We start from the raw sequence: 16058 nt of genomic DNA, 5'->3' as shown, positions 1-16058 counted from the left end.
TGCACGTTACAAAAAAATTATTCGGAAGTGCCTTGCGCTGTTTCCGAGGGATAAGTCGTGCGCCACAGCTCAAAGCCACCATCCATGCTGTAGACGTCGGAGAAGCCCTGGCTGATCAGGTACGCCGCGGCGCTCTGGCTGGAATTGCCGTGATAGCAGACCACCACAGTCGGCGCGTCGAGGTCGGCGGCACGGATGAAATCCGAGATGGAAACATTGTCCAGATGCTTCGAGCCGCTGATGTGCAAGGCCGCAAAGGTCGCAGGGTCGCGAACATCGACCACCACTGCGCCTTGTTCGCGCAGGGTCTGGGCCTGTTCTGGGGGGATACGTTTGAATTCGCTCATGGCGGGCTCCTGTGGCTCGGCTGAAAGCGCAGTCTAGCGCTGGGCGCTGGCTGACGTTTGTTCGGGAATAAGTGGGGCGACTGACGGCTTGGTGTGGCTCTGTTCATCGCATTTGCAGCTCAGGCGTTCCAGGGTGTCGACGTTCATCAGAGTCATGGCACCGCCCCAGACGCAACCGGTGTCGAGGGCGAAAATGCCTGGCTCGTCACACTTGCCTTCAAGGGCTGCCCAATGGCCGAAGATGATCTTCAGACCTTTGGTCTTGCGCTCTTTGTACTTGAACCACGGGGCGTAACCCGGTGGTGCGGTGTCGACGCCTTCCTTGCCCTTGAGGTCGAGCTTGCCTTCGCTGGTGCAAAAACGCATGCGGGTGAAATAGTTGGTGATCACCCGCAAGCGATCGACGCCAGTGAGGTCACTGTTCCATTTGGTCGGCTCGTTGCCGTACATGCCATCCAGATACGGGGCGAAAAGATTGTCGTCACGCAGGGCGGCTTCAACTTCGCCGGCGCACTTCAAGGCTTTGCGCAGCGACCATTGGGGCGGTATGCCGGCGTGGACCAGGGCGATATTGCGCTGTTCGTCGTAGTGCATGAGTTTTTGCTGACGCAGCCACTCCAGCAGTTCCGCGCGATCAGGCGCTTCGAGGATTTCGCGCAGGGTGTCGTTTTTCTTCAGGCGTTCGATGTTGTGCCCGGCGGCCAGCAAGTGCAGGTCGTGGTTGCCGAGCACGCACACCAGCGATTCGCGGAGGCTATAGAGGAAGCGCAAGGTTTCCAGCGACTGTGGGCCGCGGTTGACCAGATCGCCCACCAGCCACAGTTTGTCCTGGGCAGGGTCGAAGGCCACTTGCTTGAGCAGGCATTGCAGCGGTTCGAGGCAGCCTTGCAGGTCGCCGACGGCGTACGTTGCCATCAGTGCAGGGCTCCGGGCACCGCCAGACGGAAAGGCGAGATCACGGCATCGAAGTGCTTACCGTCGTCGGCAATCATCTGATAAGTGCCTTGCATGGTGCCGACCTTGGTGGTCATCACCGTGCCGCTGCTGTAGGTGTGGTTGTCGCCGGCCTGGATCAGCGGCTGCAAACCCACGACGCCCGCACCGCGAACCTCTTCCACATGCCCGTCACCGTCGGTGATCACCCAGTGCCGCGACAACAACTTGGCCGGTAGCTCGCCATTGTTGTGCACGGTGATGGTGTAGGCGAAGGCAAAGCGGTTGTGCTCGGGTTGCGATTGTTCTGCCAGATAGCGGGTGACGACGCTGACGTCGACCTGATAACGAGGATCGGACATGCAAGAGGCCTTAAAAACGGAGCGGGACGCGGGGCGTAGCTGATGGGATTCAGTCTAGGCCAAGTATCGGGTAGTAAACCAGACATCGCGTCTGGCGTCCTACCCGATAACGCTCATCGCCTGTCAGTCGGCAACAGGAGCCTGTAGGACTTGTTCGCTGAGCTTGTCGGCAAGGCGCACGAAGGCAGCCAGGTCGAGTTGCTCGGGACGCAGGCTGCCATCGACGCCGGCGGCTTCGATCTCGTCGTTGCTCAGCAGCAACTTGAGGGTGTTACGCAGGGTCTTGCGGCGCTGGTTGAAGGCTTCGCGAACGACGCGCTCCAGCAGCTTGTGATCCTTGGCCGGGTGCGGCAGTACGTCGTGGGGCACCAGGCGCACGATGGCCGAATCAACTTTCGGCGGCGGGTTGAACGCGCCCGGGCCAACGTTGAACAGATGCTCGACCCGGCAGTGGTACTGAACCATGATCGACAGACGACCCCAGTCACCGCCACCAGGACCCGCCGCCAGACGCTCGACCACTTCCTTTTGCAGCATGAAGTGCATGTCGCGAATGATGCCGGCATTGTTCAACAGGTGGAAAATCAATGGCGTGGAGATGTTGTACGGCAGGTTACCGACCACGCGCAGGCTGTTCGGCGCGGCGTTCAGGCTGTTGAAGTCGAACTTCAGTGCATCGCCCTGATGCAGGTTGAAGTTTTCCTTGCTGGCGAACTGCTGGTTGAGGATCGGGATCAGGTCCTTGTCCAGCTCCACCACGTCCAACTGCGCGCCGCTGTTGAGCAGGCCTTGAGTCAGCGCACCCTGGCCCGGGCCGATTTCCAGCAAGCGGTCTTCAGGTTTGGCGCGGATGGCACGCAGGATGCGGTCGATAACACCGGCATCGTGCAGGAAGTTTTGGCCAAAGCGTTTGCGCGCCTTGTGTTGGTAATGCTCGGTCATAAACGGGTCTCGGCCATCTGGTAGGCGGTTTCCAGGGCGACTTGCAGGCTGCCGGTGTCGATGTTGCCGCTACCGGCCAGGTCCAGGGCTGTGCCGTGGTCCACCGATGTGCGGATGATCGGCAAGCCGAGGGTCACGTTGACTGCCGCGCCGAAGCCTTTGTACTTCAGCACCGGCAGACCCTGGTCGTGGTACATCGCCAGCACTGCGTCGCAGTGCTCCAGATATTTGGGGGTAAACAGAGTGTCGGCGGGCAGGGGACCACGAAGGTCCATGCCCTCGCCGCGCAGGCGCTCTAAGGTGGGTTCAATGATGTCGATTTCTTCATGGCCCAGGTGTCCGCCTTCGCCGGCGTGAGGGTTGAGCCCGCACACCAGGATACGAGGCTGGGCTATGCCGAATTTTTCTTGCAGGTCGGCGTACAGGATTCGCGTGACCCGCTCCAGACGCTCCGGGGTGATTGCGTCGGCAATCTCGCGAAGTGGCAGGTGAGTGGTGACCAGCGCCACGCGCAATCCACGGGTAGCGAGCATCATCACCACTTGTGCGGTATGGGTCAGGTCGGCGAGAAATTCCGTGTGCCCGGAAAAGGCGATCCCGGATTCATTGATCACGCCCTTGTGGACCGGGGCGGTGATCATTCCGGCGAAATGCCCGTCCATGCAGCCTTGGCCGGCACGCGTCAGGGTTTCCAGGACGAACGCCGCATTGGCCTTGTCCAGTTGCCCGGCGGTGACCTTGGCGTTGAGCGGTGTATCCCAGACATACAGGCTATTGGCCGGAGCCGGAGCATCTGGCCAGTGGTCCGGCGTGACCGGCAACAGCTTGACGGCCACGCCCAACTGCGCGGCCCGCTCAATGAGCAGGTCGCGGCTGGTAATGGCAATCAGGGGATGTGGCTGGGCTTGCGAGGCGAGCAGCAGGCACAGGTCAGGACCTATGCCGGCCGGCTCGCCGGGTGTCAGCGCGAAACGCTTCGGTTTCACTGCGCTGCCTGGTCTGCACCAGGGAGTTTGATCTCTACGTACGCTTCATCACGGATCTGACGCAGCCAGGTTTGCAGCTCTTCGTCGTATTTGCGGTTACGCAGTACGGTCATTGCTTGCTGCTCACGGGCCTGGGTGGTGCTGTCAGTGGCGCGACGGCCAAGGACTTCCAGGACGTGCCAGCCGTATTGGGTCTGGAACGGCTTGGACAGCTGACCTTGTGGGGTCTTGGCCATCACTTCGCGGAATTCAGGCACCAATGCATTCGGGTCGATCCAGTTCAGGTCGCCACCGTTGAGGGCGGAACCCGGATCTTCCGAGAAGCTCTTCGCCAGTTCGCCGAAATCTTCGCCCGCTTCGATTCGGGTATAGAGCGACTGAGCCAAAGCCTTGGTTTTTGCTTCGTCACGGATCGGGCTAGGTTTGACCAGGATATGACGCACGTGCACTTCGTCACGTACCTGGGTCTCGCCGCCACGCTTGTCGAGGATCTTCAGGATGATGAAGCCGCCCGGTGTACGCATTGGCTGAGTGATATCACCGACAGCCATGGTGCTCAGCATGCGATCGAACGGAGGTGGCAATTGAGCCGCTTTACGGAAGCCCATGTCGCCGCCTTCCAGTGCGGTTTCGCTGGCGGATTTGGCGATCGCCAACTGACCGAAGTCAGCGCCTTGCTTGAGTTGCTGGTACACCGCGTCCGCTTGTTTGGCCGCAGCCTGAATCGCGTCGGAGTTGGCGCTTTCCGGCGTAGGGATCAGGATGTTGGCCAGACGGAACTCTTCGGACAGCTGCATTTTGCCCAGGTCGGACGCCAGGAAATTCTTCACTTCCTGCTCGGACACCTGGATGCGCTCGGCCACCCGGCGCTGACGTACACGGCTGATGATCATTTCGCGGCGAATCTGGTCGCGGGCGTCGTCATAAGACAGACCGTCGTGGGCCAGGGCGGCGCGGAATTGATCGATCGACATGTTGTTGCGCTGGGCAATGGTGCCGACGGCCTGGTTCAGTTCTTCATCGGTAATGCGGATGCCGGAACGTTCGCCGATCTGCAATTGCAGGTTTTCGACGATCAGGCGCTCCAGTACCTGCTGATCCAGCACGCTGGTCGGCGGTACGGCTGCGCCGCGCTTGGCGATGGTTTGCTGAACCTCGTGAACCCGTTGGTCCAGTTGGCTCTGCATGACCACGTCGTTATCGACGATCGCCACCACTTTATCGATGGACTGTACCGCGGCGTTAGCCGCGGTACCCAGGAACAGCGCGCCCAGCAACAGCGGGCGCAGACAATCAGAAAGCTTGGTCTTCACGTTCACGATAACCTTGAATGCCTTTGTCGAGGAAGCTCTCTACCTTGGCGCCGGTGAGGCCGCCGAGTCCCTTCAGAACAATTTGGAGGAAGATGCCATGGTCGCCTTTTTCGTTTTCCGGGGCGTTCTGACTGAATTCGTCATAGCTGACCCAGTAACGGTTGATCAGGCGCAGTTTCCAGCAGCAGTTGTCGTACTCGAAACCACCGAAGGCTTCCAGGGTACGGTTGCGGTTGTAGTCATACTGCCAGCGGCTGATGGCGTTCCATTGCGGCACGATCGGCCAGATCACCGAGAAGTCGTGCTGTTGGATCTTGTAGTAATCCTTCACGTAGCCAGGGGTGCCCGGGGTGCCATAGTCACCGCCACCCACCGACCACTTACCGGTGTTCTGGTCGTAACGGACCTGGTCATTGCGATAGCGATAACCGGCGTTGATAACCTTGTTCGGGTTGTCTTCTGGCTGGTAGTGGAACATCGCACTACCCGAACGTGGACTGCGGCTGTCCGGATCCCAGTTGTAGTCGGCCGTGGTGCGCCAATCGCGGTTCCAGCGGTATTCGTATTCCAGCGCATAAGGCGAAACGTTGGAATGCGCATCATCGCGGGTTTTTGCATCGATACCCGGCAACTGGACTTCGCGATCCTTGAAGTACAGGGCCTGGCCGACGCTGATGCGTTGACGTTCGAAACCGTTATCTTCGATCCAGCGGTTGGTAATGCCCAGGGACAACTTGTTCTCGTCGCCGACGCGGTCGGAGCCGGAGAAACGGTTGTCGCGGAACAGCGATGCGTAGTTGAAGGTGTACTCGCTGGTGTCGAATACCGGGATATCTTTCTGATCTTCCTCGGGGACATAGAGGTAGAACAGGCGAGGTTCCAGGGTCTGGCGATAGTTTTTGCCGAACCACTGGGTATTGCGGTCGAAGTACAGGCCGCTGTCGATGCTGGCAATCGGAACGCCGCGATTCTGATTGCTGCCGAATTTCCCACCGACATAGTCGGTGCCAGCAGCCGCTGCGGCGTTCTCTTGAGCAACGATTTGACTCTTGCCAGTGCCGTCGAGATCCAATTGGTACTGGGTGTACTGATACTTGAGCGATGGCTTCAAGAACCCGTAGGTCCAGTTCATTGGCAAACTGACACCTGGTTTGAGATTCAAGCGGTCGCCAGTAGCCCGTGCCAATCCAGTCACGTTGTTATCAAGCCGCGACTCGACGGTGCCGTCTTCGTTTACGAAGTTACCATCCTCTAAATCACGATCGAACCGAACCAGTTCTGTCTCGTAATTGAAATCAAGACCGTTTGGATGATATGGCAGCGCACCATTAAAGGTGATCTGCGGCAAGCGGTTGTACGGCGTGATGTTCGAAACGGTCGCCAGCTGATAAGCCTGGGCATTTACCGCGGCGGTGTAGTTGTCGCCACGGTAAGTCACGGAAGCCTGCTGATTCACGTAATCCGCGCTTTTCACGCCAATCTGGTCAGTCTGCAGATCCTGGAAGTAATAAGGATCGCTGATCTTGGTGTAGTCGACTTGCGTGAGTACGCGCGAATCGAGGCCACCCTTGTGCTGCCAGTTATACATGTAGCGGTTTTTCTGGTAATCGGTCTGCTTGCTGCGATCGGTATCTTCGTCGTTGAGGTACGCCGCTCCGAACTGACCTTCGCTGGACTTGGTCAGGTAACGGAACTCGCCTTCCACCAACATGCCGTGCTTGCTCATGTAGCGCGGATACAACGTGGCATCGTAGTTCGGTGCCAGGTTGAAGTAGTACGGTGTGACCAGCATGAAGCCGGTATCGCTGCCGGTGCCGATGGTCGGCGGCAGGAAACCGGACTGACGACGGTCGTCGATCGGGAAGTAGATATAAGGCGTGTACAGGACCGGAATGTCCTTGACCCGCAGGGTCACGTTGGTCGCGGTACCGAAACCGGTGGCCGGGTTCAAGGTGATGTTGTTGCCCTTGAGCTGCCAGGCGTTGCTGTTCGGTTCGCACGTGGTGTACGTACCATCCTTGAGGCGGATGATCGCGTTCTCGGCACGTTTGGCGTACAGCGCGTTCCCGCGGATACGGGATTTGTGCATCACGTATTCGGCGTTATCGACCTTGGCTTCACCGGTGTCGAGCTGCACGTCGGCGTGGTCGCCCACGATCAGTGCGCCATTGTCGCGAATGCGCACGTTACCGCTCAGTTCACCACGGCTCTCGGCCTGATACAGGCTGGCCTCGTCGGCTTCGGCCTGCATGCTGCCCTGACGCAATACCACGTCACCGGCCAGCGTGCCGATCTGATCTTCGGTGTTATAGCGCGAAGCCTTGGCGCCGATAAAGGTCGGAGCGTCACTTTTATTCGTCTTGTCATTCATGCCAGGACGAATTGGTTCGATATAGGAACCAGAGCAGTAAGGACCGGTTTCGGCCAACTGCGCAGCAGTGAGCTTCTCGCGCGGAACCCAGTCGAGGTGACTGTAGTCTGCGCTACGGGACTTCAGGCCACGGCCCTTGGACTCGGTCACCAGCACTGGCTTGGCGCCGGTGTCTTCGCTGGAGCCGTTTTGTGCCGGGGCTTCGCCGTTCGCGGTGGCTGTTGCGCTGCCGTCATGGACGGGTCGCGGCGGCAAGGCTGCTGCCGGCGACTTGGGCGCACAGTCCCAGGCACCCGAAGCAGAGACTGAGCAGTCATACTGTTCCGCGGCGACCACGTAGGAAGTGGCTAGGGGTTGCAGGGCCAGCAGACTGCCGGTAACCAACAACGGAAATTTTTTACGAAACGCGGGGGATTTCAATGCCATCTTATTAGTCCGGGCTTCCTGCGTGCCATCTGCCCGCGGTGGTGGGCCGCACGCCTCTCGATGGTCTGAAAAAGATGCTGGATAATAAAGCATGACCCGCTTGACGGCTAGCGCCGTCGGAGACCCTTGTAATGCCTGACCAAGATGTACGCTTGCAACACCTGAAAGTTTGGCTCGACGAACAGTTGGCGACCCTCTTTGCCGAGCAAGGCTGGGGAGCCGTCCCCCCGGCCACGTTGACCGCGGCCAGTAGCGACGCGAGTTTCCGGCGCTATTTCCGTTGGGAAGGCGAGGGCAAAAGTTTCGTCGTTATGGACGCTCCACCGCCCCAGGAAAACTGCAAACCCTTCGTGGATATCGCTTTTTTGCTGGCGAAATCCGGAATAAATGTGCCGAAAATTTATGCCGAAGACCTTGAACGTGGTTTTCTTTTGCTCAATGACCTGGGCAACAAGACGTATCTGGACGTCATCGACAACGAAAACGCCGACGATTTGTTCAAGGATGCCCTACAGGCGCTGTTGGCTTTTCAGCAATTACCGATGGTAGCGCCACTGCCAAGTTATGACGTGGCATTGCTGCGTCGCGAGCTGGAACTGTTCCCCGAGTGGTACGCGAAGCACGAGTTGGGCATCGAGTTCGACGCCGCACAGCAAACGCTCTGGCAGCAAGTCAGCGATCTGTTGATCGACAGCGCCCTGGCCCAGCCAAAGGTGTTGGTACACCGCGACTACATGCCGCGCAACCTGATGCTCAGCGAGCCGAATCCCGGCGTGCTCGACTTCCAGGACGCAGTCTATGGTCCGGTGACCTATGACGTGACCTGCCTGTTTAAGGACGCGTTCCTCAGTTGGCCCGAAGAACGCGTGTACGCCTGGCTGCAGGATTACTGGCAACAGGCCGGTGCGCTGGGTATTCCGGTCCAGCCTGACTTTGAAGAGTTCCGCCGTGCCAGCGACCTGATGGGCGTGCAGCGCCACTTGAAAGTGATCGGCATCTTCTCGCGCATCTGCCACCGCGACGGCAAGCCGCGCTACCTCGCCGACGTGCCACGCTTCTTTGCTTATATAGACGCGGTGATTGCCCGTCGTCCCGAGCTGGCAGAGCTGGATGTGTTGCTGGCCAGTCTGCGTGCTGGAGCCCCTGCATGAAGGCAATGATTCTGGCCGCGGGTAAAGGCGAACGCATGCGCCCACTGACCCTGACCACGCCAAAACCGCTGGTGCGTGCCGGCGGTGTGCCGTTGATCGAGTATCACCTGCGCGCCTTGGCGGCTGCCGGGTTCAAGGAGATCGTGATCAACCACGCCTGGCTCGGTCAGCAGATCGAAGACTACCTGGGCGATGGTTCGCGTTATGACCTCAGTATTCAGTATTCGCCGGAAGGTGAACCGCTGGAGACCGGCGGCGGGATTTTCCGTGCCTTGCCGTTGCTGGGTGAAGAAGCGTTTGTAGTGGTCAACGGTGATATCTGGACCGATTACGACTTCAGCGCGCTACGCCAGCCCATTGCCGGGCTGGCTCATCTGGTGCTGGCGGACAACCCTGCCCATCACCCGACCGGGGATTTCGTTCTGGTCGACGGCCAGGTACGAGACGGGCAACCGGGTGCCGAGACCCTGACCTACAGCGGCATCGCGGTGCTGCACCCGAAGCTGTTCGAAGACTGCTCGGCCGGGGCATTCAAGCTCGCGCCACTGTTTCGCAAGGCCATGGCCGCGGGACAAGTGTCCGGTGAACACCTGGCCGGGCATTGGGTGGATGTCGGTACGTACGAACGCCTCGCCGAAGCCGAAACCCTGATAGAAGCGAGACGCTGACATGTTGTGGCCAGGGACTCTGATCGGAGCCGGAGCGGGCTTTGCCATAGCCAGCATTCCGGGGGCCATGCTCGGTGCCTTGTTGGGACAGGCGCTGGACCGGCGCTTGCACTTGCAGAGCTGGGCGCATTTGCGGGAAAAACTCGGCGGTCGGTCGGCGTTGCGCAACGATGAACTGTTGTTCGTGTTGCTGGGCCGGTTGGCCAAGTGCGATGGGCGAGTGGTGGATGGTCATATCCAGCAGGCGCGTCAGGAGATGCGTTCACTGGATATGACCGACTCGGCGCAACGTCGCGCGATTGCCGCGTTCAATCGTGGCAAAACCGGACATGACCGGTTGCGTGGCTATCTGCGGCGCTTGAGTGCTCAACCCCATGCGGCCGAAGGCGTGCTGCGCGCCTGTTGGCGGATGGTCTGGGCCGATGGTCGCGCGGGCAGCAGTGAGCGTGAGCTGCTGGCCCAATGGGGTAAATGGTTGGGCTGGACGCCACAGCAGGTGTTGGCGTTGGCGCACGACTATGAACCGCAGAAACGCCCGCAGGTCAGCAGCGCCGTGACTTATCAGGACGCCATGCGGCTATTGGGTGTGTCGGCTACCAGTGAGCCAGCGCAGATCAAACGGGCGTATCGGCGTCTGCTCAGTCGTCATCATCCGGACAAGATTGCGGGTTCCGGGGCGACAGCGCTGCAGGTGCGTGAGGCGACGGACAAGACACGCGAATTGCATAACGCCTATACGTTGATCAAGGCGCGGCGGGATTTTCGCTAGCAGATCAAAAGATCGCAGCCTTCGGCGGCTCCTACAAAGGTAATGCGTACACCTGTAGGAGCTGCCGAAGGCTGCGAGCTTTTGATTTTGCTTTTTGTTACTCCGTCACAGGCTGTGGATTCAACCACCCACGCACCCGGCGAAACAGTTGCTCCTGCTCAGCCTTGGTATTGCCTGGCAATGCCTTGAGCGACACCTGGCTGAACGTAGACGTTTTCAGGCGTTTACTGGCTTGCAAGCGCGCGAGTGCCGCATTGCGATCCAGTGGTCTGTCCATATAAAAGAGATCGGCAGTCGGCAGCTTGAGGGTTGGCGTCAGTTCTACCAGCTCCGGTTTACCTGCCTTCGGCGTCTGTGCCGCGACCATCACGAATTTCTCCACTTGCGAAGGCTGCTTCTCGCTCAGGTAGCGCGCGGCCCAGTAAGCCCCGGTGCCATGCCCCAGCACCACGATGCGACGCGCACTTTGCTGTTCGGCATAGGCGATGGCAGCGTCGATGCGGGCGAAGATTCGCTCGGCGTCAGCCTTGGACTGTTCTTCGGTAGTTTCCACGACAGCTTTGTCGGCGACGTCCGCTTCACCGCTGGCCGCTTGCTCGATGGGCGTTGCAGTGGTCGAGTCTTTGCTGCCGGTCTCAGGGGCTTTGATCGTCGGCGGGACTTCGGCGACGCGTGGCGCAATGGCATCGCTTTGCAGGTCCGGCAAGGTGATACTCAGGCTGCTCCACTCGGCGTCCGGCAGTTTGTTGCGCAAAGGGCTGATTGCTTGCGGCCAGTCAACGGTCTCGCCGGCGCCAGGGATGATAATCACCGCACCCTTGGGTTCGGCGGTGTTGGCCGGTTTCCACAAGGCGAGAAACGTGTCGGCGCCGGCCTGAAGCTGTTGCTGCTCCTGGGCGGGGATTTTTCGCTCAAGTGCGGTCGCTTCTTCCTGACTACGCTCAAGCAGCGGCTGACGTTCGACCGGTTTTGCTTCGGCAGGTTTTTCCGCAGGTGCAGGAGCAGGGTCGGCGGCCTCGACGGAAAAGGCGCAAGGCAGGATCAGCGACAGGCACAATGCTGGCAGTGCCAGGCGGTAGACAGGGGGCATCGGATATTCCAGGCCAGAAGTTATTCCGGCAGCCTAATGGGTTGGTCAGTATTTGTCAGTGTGTGAGACTTCAATGATGCGTTTTCGCTGCCTGTGGGTTATCGGCTGTTTGTGGTTTCCCTTGATGGGCTGGGCGGCGCCCGCGCCCCCGACGCACGTTGCGCAGTTGTCGGCAGCCCAGCAGCAATGGCTGGCGCAGCATGGTGAATTGCGCGTCGGGCTGGTTTTGCAGGCGCCGTACGCTCAATACGATCGGCGCTTGCAGCGTTTGTCCGGGGTGAACGTCGAGCTGATGAAGTGGCTGGCCAAGTCCCTCAAGGTCGAGCTCAGCTGGCGCAACTTCCCGGACGTGGAGCAACTGGAAGCGGCGGTGCGCGAGGGTGAAGTCGATATCGTCCCGGGGCTGACCCAAACCCCTGGTGGGTTGCGGCTCTGGCAGTTTTCCGATCCGTACATGCGCGTGCCGCAACTGGTGGTCAGTGGCCAGAAGGGCACCGGCGCGGTGGAGCTGGAAAAACTCGACAGCCAGACCCGCGTCGCCGTGCGCATGCCCAGCGTCACTGCCGATTACTTGCGCAGTAACTTTCCCCATCTGAACCTGCAAGGCGTACCGATCGAGCGCCAGGCGTTGCAGTTGCTGTTGAGTCAGCAGGCCGGCTATGCCGTAGTGGACGAGGCGCAGTTGGGGCGTTTTTCCGCCGAGCCGGAATTCGCCGGGCTAGTGGTTGTGGGCGACATTGGGTTGCCGCAACTGCTGCGGGTGGCCACGCGTCGGGACTGGCCGGAGCTGGCTGGAATCGTCGAAAGCGCGCTGCGGGCGATACCGGCCAAGGATCTGGAGCAACTGCACAACCAATGGCTGCAACCCAAATACCCGCGATTGTCCGAGTCCCCGGGATTCTGGCAGAACCTTTGTCTGCTCTTGGCAGTGTTGCTGCTCAGCAGCATCGCCATCGTGTTCTGGCAGCGGCGCCAACAACATAGTCTGGAGCAGCGGCTGCTGGCGGCGCGGCAAGACATTGCCCTGCGCCAGGCCAGCGAAGAAGCGCTGCGCCTGACCCAGTTCTCCATCGATCAAAGCACCGTCGGCATTCTTTGGGTCAATTGGGACAGCCACGTGCGTTACGCCAACCGCGCCGCCGAAACCATGCTCGGCTATCCGTCCGGCGGGATCATCGACCGTCCGTTGATCGACTTTGAACCCGGCCTGCACATGGACCGCTGGCTGAACCTGTGGAAACGCGCCCGGGCCAGCGAAGAAGGACCGCAAAGTTTCGAAACCAATTGCGTGCGGGCCGACGGCAGCATCCTGCCAGCGGATGTTTCGTTGAGCTTCCTGCGCTTTCGCGAGGGCGAATACCTGGTCGTGTACCTGAATGACGTCACAGAACGCCGCCGTGCCTTGGCCGCGCTGCAGGAAAGCGAGGCGCGGTTGCAAGGGATCGCCGCCAACGTGCCGGGATTGGTCTTTCGTCTGGAGCGGGCGCCGGTGACAGGGCAGATCGACTTTGCCTACATCAGTGAAGGCAGCGAGAGCCTGGTCGGTTATTCGCCAGCCACCCTGGCTCATCGGGATAAAGGTCTGCGCAGTCTGGTGCACCCGGACGACAAGGTCAGTTATCACCAGACTCAGGATCATGCGCTGGACACCGATAGCGACTGGTCGTGGCAGGGGCGGATTCTCACCCGTTCAGGCGAGCAGCGCTGGGCCGAGATCAAGGCCATTACCCGGCGACTGGAGGATGGCGCGTATGTCTGGGACGGGATCGTCTGGGACATCAGCGAAAGCAAGCGCATCGAACTGGAATTGGCCAGTTCCCGGGAGCAACTGCGCGAATTATCGGCCCACCTGGAGAGCGTGCGGGAAGAGGAGAAGGCCCGCATCGCCCGGGAAGTTCACGACGAACTGGGGCAGATGCTGACCGTGCTGAAACTGGAAACTTCCATGTGCGAATTGGCCTACGCGCAGCTTGACCCTGGTCTTCACGAACGCTTGAACAGCATGAAGCGCTTGATCGCTCAACTGTTCCAACTGGTGCGGGATGTGGCCACGGCGCTGCGGCCACCGATTCTCGATGCCGGGATCGCCTCGGCCATTGAATGGCAGGCCCGGCGTTTCGAAGCGCGCACGCAGATTCCGTGCCTGGTACAGGTGCCGGAGAACCTGCCGGCGCTCAGCGATGCCAAGGCGATTGGCTTGTTCCGCATCCTTCAGGAAGCGCTGACCAATGTCATGCGCCATGCCCAGGCGCATACTGTCGAACTGACACTGGTGCTGGAAGGCGACGAGTTGTGCCTGACCGTCAGCGATGATGGCGTAGGATTTGTCCCAGCCACCGGTCGGCCAACATCCTTTGGCGTAGTGGGTATGCGCGAACGGGTGCTGATCATGGGTGGGCAGTTATCGCTTGAAAGTGAGCCGGGGGAGGGCACGACCCTGAGTGTGCGCGTGCCGTTGGACCGCTAAAGATCGCAGCCTGCGGCAGCTCCTACGCCGAACGCATACCCTGTAGGAGCTGCCGAAGGCTGCGATCTTTTCAGCGTCAATGCAATAAACGAGGAGAGGCAAGTGATCCGTGTACTGGTAGCCGAAGACCACACCATCGTCCGGGAAGGCATCAAGCAATTGATCGGCCTGGCCAAGGATTTGCTGGTGGTCGGGGAGGCGAGCAATGGCGAGCAGTTGCTCGAAACCTTGCGTCATGTGCCCTGCGAAGTGGTGTTGCTGGACATCTCCATGCCCGGGGTCAACGGCCTGGAGGCGATTCCACGGATCCGCGCGCTGAACAATCCGCCGGCGATCCTGGTGCTGTCGATGCACGATGAAGCGCAAATGGCCGCCCGTGCATTGAAGGTCGGCGCTGCCGGCTATGCGACCAAGGACAGCGATCCGGCGCTGCTGCTGACCGCCATCCGCAAGGTCGCGGCGGGCGGGCGCTATATCGACCCGGACCTGGCCGACCGCATGGTCTTCGAAGTCGGCCTGACTGATTCGCGGCCGTTGCACTCATTGCTCTCGGAGCGCGAATTCTCGGTGTTCGAACGCCTGGCCCAGGGCGCCAACGTCAACGACATCGCCCAGCAACTGGCCCTGAGCAGCAAAACCATCAGCACCCACAAGGCGCGGCTGATGCAAAAGCTCAACATCACCTCCCTGGCGGAACTGGTCAAATACGCGATGGAGCACAAGCTCCTCTGAAAAAGAACGCGGTCCCCCGCAGGAGCTGCCGAAGGCTGCGATCTTTTGATCTTGATCTTCGGCAGTCTTGAGGCCGCCGAAAGATCGCAGCCTTCGGCAGCTCCTACGGGGCGCGCGGTGGCATATCCATTTGCGACACCCCGCAAACCTGCTTTTGCCTGTTCTTGCGGCTTGCAACTGACCGCTTGCCGCTGCGTTTGCCAAAACGCGCCATCTGTGTAGGGCAATCCCTACCCCCAACCTTCCATCCGGCTGAGGCGATTCTCTCCTGCGCCCCGATTTGCGTGGTCCCCAGTGTCCACTAGGCTTAGCCCACAAGCAGTCATCAACAACAAAGGTGTGGGTATGAGCCAGGTCGATTCAAGTGCAGGGGCCAATGACATTCTGGTCAGCTTTCGTGGAGTGCAGAAGAGCTACGACGGCGAGAACCTGATCGTCAAAGACCTCAACCTGGACATTCGCAAAGGCGAATTCCTCACTCTGCTCGGGCCGTCCGGCTCCGGCAAGACCACCAGCCTGATGATGCTCGCCGGTTTCGAAACCCCGACTGCCGGCGAAATCCTGCTGGCCGGGCGCTCCATCAACAACGTGCCGCCGCACAAGCGTGACATCGGCATGGTGTTTCAGAACTACGCGCTGTTCCCGCACATGACCGTGTCCGAGAACCTCGCATTCCCGCTGACCGTGCGCGGTTTGAACAAGAGCGATGTCAGCGACAAGGTCAAAAAAGTCCTGAGCATGGTCCAGCTCGATGCATTCGCCCAGCGCTACCCGGCGCAACTGTCCGGTGGCCAGCAACAGCGTGTCGCCCTGGCCCGCGCGCTGGTGTTCGAACCGCAACTGGTGCTGATGGACGAACCCCTCGGCGCCCTCGACAAACAACTGCGTGAACACATGCAGATGGAAATCAAACACCTGCACCAGCGCCTCGGCGTGACCGTGGTCTACGTGACCCACGACCAGGGCGAAGCCCTGACCATGTCTGACCGTGTGGCGGTGTTCCACCAGGGCGAAATCCAGCAGATCGCGCCGCCGCGTTCGCTTTACGAAGAACCGAAGAACACCTTCGTCGCCAACTTCATCGGCGAGAACAACCGCCTCAACGGCCGCTTGCACAGCCACACCGGCGATCGCTGCATTGTCGAGCTGGGGCGCGGGGAAAAGGTTGAAGCGCTGGCGGTCAACGTCGGCAAGACCGGCGAACCCGTCACGCTATCGATTCGCCCGGAACGCGTGAGCCTCAATGGTTCGAGCGAGTCCTGCGTCAACCGCTTCTCAGGGCGGGTGGCGGAATTCATCTATCTGGGCGACCACGTCCGGGTTCGCCTGGAAGTCTGCGGCAAGACCGACTTCTTTGTGAAACAACCGATCGCCGAACTCGATCCCGAACTGGCGGTTGGCGACGTGGTACCGCTTGGCTGGCAGGTCGAGCACGTTCGCGCGCTCGACCCTCTTTTAGAGGCGCATTGATCGCCCCCCGCAATACCAACACCAACCCTGC

14 protein-coding genes are annotated in these 16058 nt (G+C 60.2%); 6 read left to right on the top strand and 8 right to left on the bottom strand.

Annotation, left to right across the window (positions count from 1 at the left end; translation table 11 throughout):
- Window positions 1-17: 17 nt before the first annotated feature.
- The 7 genes from glpE to ACA071_RS28695 all read right to left on the bottom strand — a co-directional run bounded on the left by glpE (window position 18) and on the right by ACA071_RS28695 (window position 7680).
- On the bottom strand, window positions 18-347 hold the full coding sequence (gene glpE, locus ACA071_RS28725) for a thiosulfate sulfurtransferase GlpE (protein ID WP_401217733.1): 330 nt from the start codon (window positions 345-347) through the stop codon (window positions 18-20).
- 33 nt (window positions 348-380) lie between these two features.
- Window positions 381-1262 (bottom strand): symmetrical bis(5'-nucleosyl)-tetraphosphatase, encoded by an 882-nt coding sequence (locus ACA071_RS28720; RefSeq protein ID WP_497642124.1) that lies wholly within the window; start codon window positions 1260-1262, stop codon window positions 381-383.
- Complete coding sequence (apaG, locus tag ACA071_RS28715; RefSeq protein WP_497642123.1) at window positions 1262-1642, bottom strand: Co2+/Mg2+ efflux facilitator ApaG/CorD; 381 nt, start codon at window positions 1640-1642, stop codon at window positions 1262-1264. The genes ACA071_RS28720 and apaG overlap by 1 nt, the downstream gene beginning before the upstream one ends.
- Window positions 1643-1765: 123 nt before the next feature.
- Entirely contained in the window at window positions 1766-2584 is an 819-nt protein-coding gene (gene rsmA, locus ACA071_RS28710) for a 16S rRNA (adenine(1518)-N(6)/adenine(1519)-N(6))-dimethyltransferase RsmA (protein WP_497642122.1), read from the bottom strand.
- On the bottom strand, window positions 2581-3570 hold the full coding sequence (gene pdxA / locus ACA071_RS28705; protein ID WP_497642121.1) for a 4-hydroxythreonine-4-phosphate dehydrogenase PdxA: 990 nt from the start codon (window positions 3568-3570) through the stop codon (window positions 2581-2583). The genes rsmA and pdxA overlap by 4 nt, the downstream gene beginning before the upstream one ends.
- On the bottom strand, window positions 3567-4883 hold the full coding sequence (surA, locus tag ACA071_RS28700) for a peptidylprolyl isomerase SurA (RefSeq protein WP_497642120.1): 1317 nt from the start codon (window positions 4881-4883) through the stop codon (window positions 3567-3569). Before surA ends, pdxA begins: the two co-directional genes overlap by 4 nt.
- Entirely contained in the window at window positions 4864-7680 is a 2817-nt protein-coding gene (locus tag ACA071_RS28695) for an LPS-assembly protein LptD (protein WP_497642119.1), read from the bottom strand. Before ACA071_RS28695 ends, surA begins: the two co-directional genes overlap by 20 nt.
- A gap of 131 nt (window positions 7681-7811) precedes the next feature.
- On the opposite strand from ACA071_RS28695, the gene ACA071_RS28690 reads away from it, so the two are divergent.
- The 3 genes from ACA071_RS28690 to ACA071_RS28680 are packed head-to-tail and all read left to right on the top strand — an operon-like array spanning window position 7812 to window position 10268.
- Entirely contained in the window at window positions 7812-8831 is a 1020-nt protein-coding gene (locus ACA071_RS28690) for an aminoglycoside phosphotransferase family protein (RefSeq protein WP_497642118.1), read from the top strand.
- Window positions 8828-9499, top strand: a complete 672-nt coding sequence (murU, locus tag ACA071_RS28685; protein ID WP_497642117.1) for an N-acetylmuramate alpha-1-phosphate uridylyltransferase MurU — start codon at window positions 8828-8830, stop codon at window positions 9497-9499. The genes ACA071_RS28690 and murU overlap by 4 nt, the downstream gene beginning before the upstream one ends.
- A gap of 1 nt (window position 9500) precedes the next feature.
- Window positions 9501-10268: a TerB family tellurite resistance protein gene (locus ACA071_RS28680; RefSeq protein WP_497642116.1), complete on the top strand. Its 768-nt coding sequence runs from the start codon at window positions 9501-9503 to the stop codon at window positions 10266-10268.
- Window positions 10269-10365: 97 nt separating this feature from the next.
- Here the strand turns inward: ACA071_RS28680 and ACA071_RS28675 are convergent, their stop codons facing one another.
- Window positions 10366-11358, bottom strand: coding sequence for an alpha/beta hydrolase family protein (locus ACA071_RS28675; protein WP_497642115.1), 993 nt, complete (start codon window positions 11356-11358; stop codon window positions 10366-10368).
- Window positions 11359-11431: 73 nt separating this feature from the next.
- On the opposite strand from ACA071_RS28675, the gene ACA071_RS28670 reads away from it, so the two are divergent.
- The 3 genes from ACA071_RS28670 to ACA071_RS28660 all read left to right on the top strand — a co-directional run bounded on the left by ACA071_RS28670 (window position 11432) and on the right by ACA071_RS28660 (window position 16027).
- Entirely contained in the window at window positions 11432-13825 is a 2394-nt protein-coding gene (locus ACA071_RS28670) for a PAS domain-containing sensor histidine kinase (RefSeq protein WP_497642114.1), read from the top strand.
- A gap of 102 nt (window positions 13826-13927) precedes the next feature.
- Complete coding sequence (locus ACA071_RS28665; RefSeq protein WP_003210977.1) at window positions 13928-14557, top strand: response regulator; 630 nt, start codon at window positions 13928-13930, stop codon at window positions 14555-14557.
- A gap of 345 nt (window positions 14558-14902) precedes the next feature.
- A complete protein-coding gene (locus ACA071_RS28660) occupies window positions 14903-16027 on the top strand; it encodes an ABC transporter ATP-binding protein (RefSeq protein WP_497642113.1) in 1125 nt (374 codons plus the stop codon).
- Window positions 16028-16058 lie beyond the last annotated feature (31 nt).

This window comes from Pseudomonas sp. LBUM1646, assembly GCF_059716165.1.
This window is presented reverse-complemented; position numbering and strand designations above follow the sequence as displayed.

Excerpts from the sequence above, each read along its gene's own strand:
- murU (WP_497642117.1), top strand. The coding sequence starts at position 8,828 with ATGAAGGCAATGATTCTGGCCGCGGGTAAAGGCGAACGCATGCGCCCA.
- glpE (WP_401217733.1), bottom strand. The coding sequence starts at position 347 with ATGAGCGAATTCAAACGTATCCCCCCAGAACAGGCCCAGACCCTGCGC.
- ACA071_RS28660 (WP_497642113.1), top strand. The coding sequence starts at position 14,903 with ATGAGCCAGGTCGATTCAAGTGCAGGGGCCAATGACATTCTGGTCAGC.
- rsmA (WP_497642122.1), bottom strand. The coding sequence starts at position 2,584 with ATGACCGAGCATTACCAACACAAGGCGCGCAAACGCTTTGGCCAAAAC.
- ACA071_RS28680 (WP_497642116.1), top strand. The coding sequence starts at position 9,501 with ATGTTGTGGCCAGGGACTCTGATCGGAGCCGGAGCGGGCTTTGCCATA.
- apaG (WP_497642123.1), bottom strand. The coding sequence starts at position 1,642 with ATGTCCGATCCTCGTTATCAGGTCGACGTCAGCGTCGTCACCCGCTAT.
- ACA071_RS28695 (WP_497642119.1), bottom strand. The coding sequence starts at position 7,680 with ATGGCATTGAAATCCCCCGCGTTTCGTAAAAAATTTCCGTTGTTGGTT.
- ACA071_RS28675 (WP_497642115.1), bottom strand. The coding sequence starts at position 11,358 with ATGCCCCCTGTCTACCGCCTGGCACTGCCAGCATTGTGCCTGTCGCTG.
- ACA071_RS28720 (WP_497642124.1), bottom strand. The coding sequence starts at position 1,262 with ATGGCAACGTACGCCGTCGGCGACCTGCAAGGCTGCCTCGAACCGCTG.
- ACA071_RS28690 (WP_497642118.1), top strand. The coding sequence starts at position 7,812 with ATGCCTGACCAAGATGTACGCTTGCAACACCTGAAAGTTTGGCTCGAC.
- ACA071_RS28670 (WP_497642114.1), top strand. The coding sequence starts at position 11,432 with ATGATGCGTTTTCGCTGCCTGTGGGTTATCGGCTGTTTGTGGTTTCCC.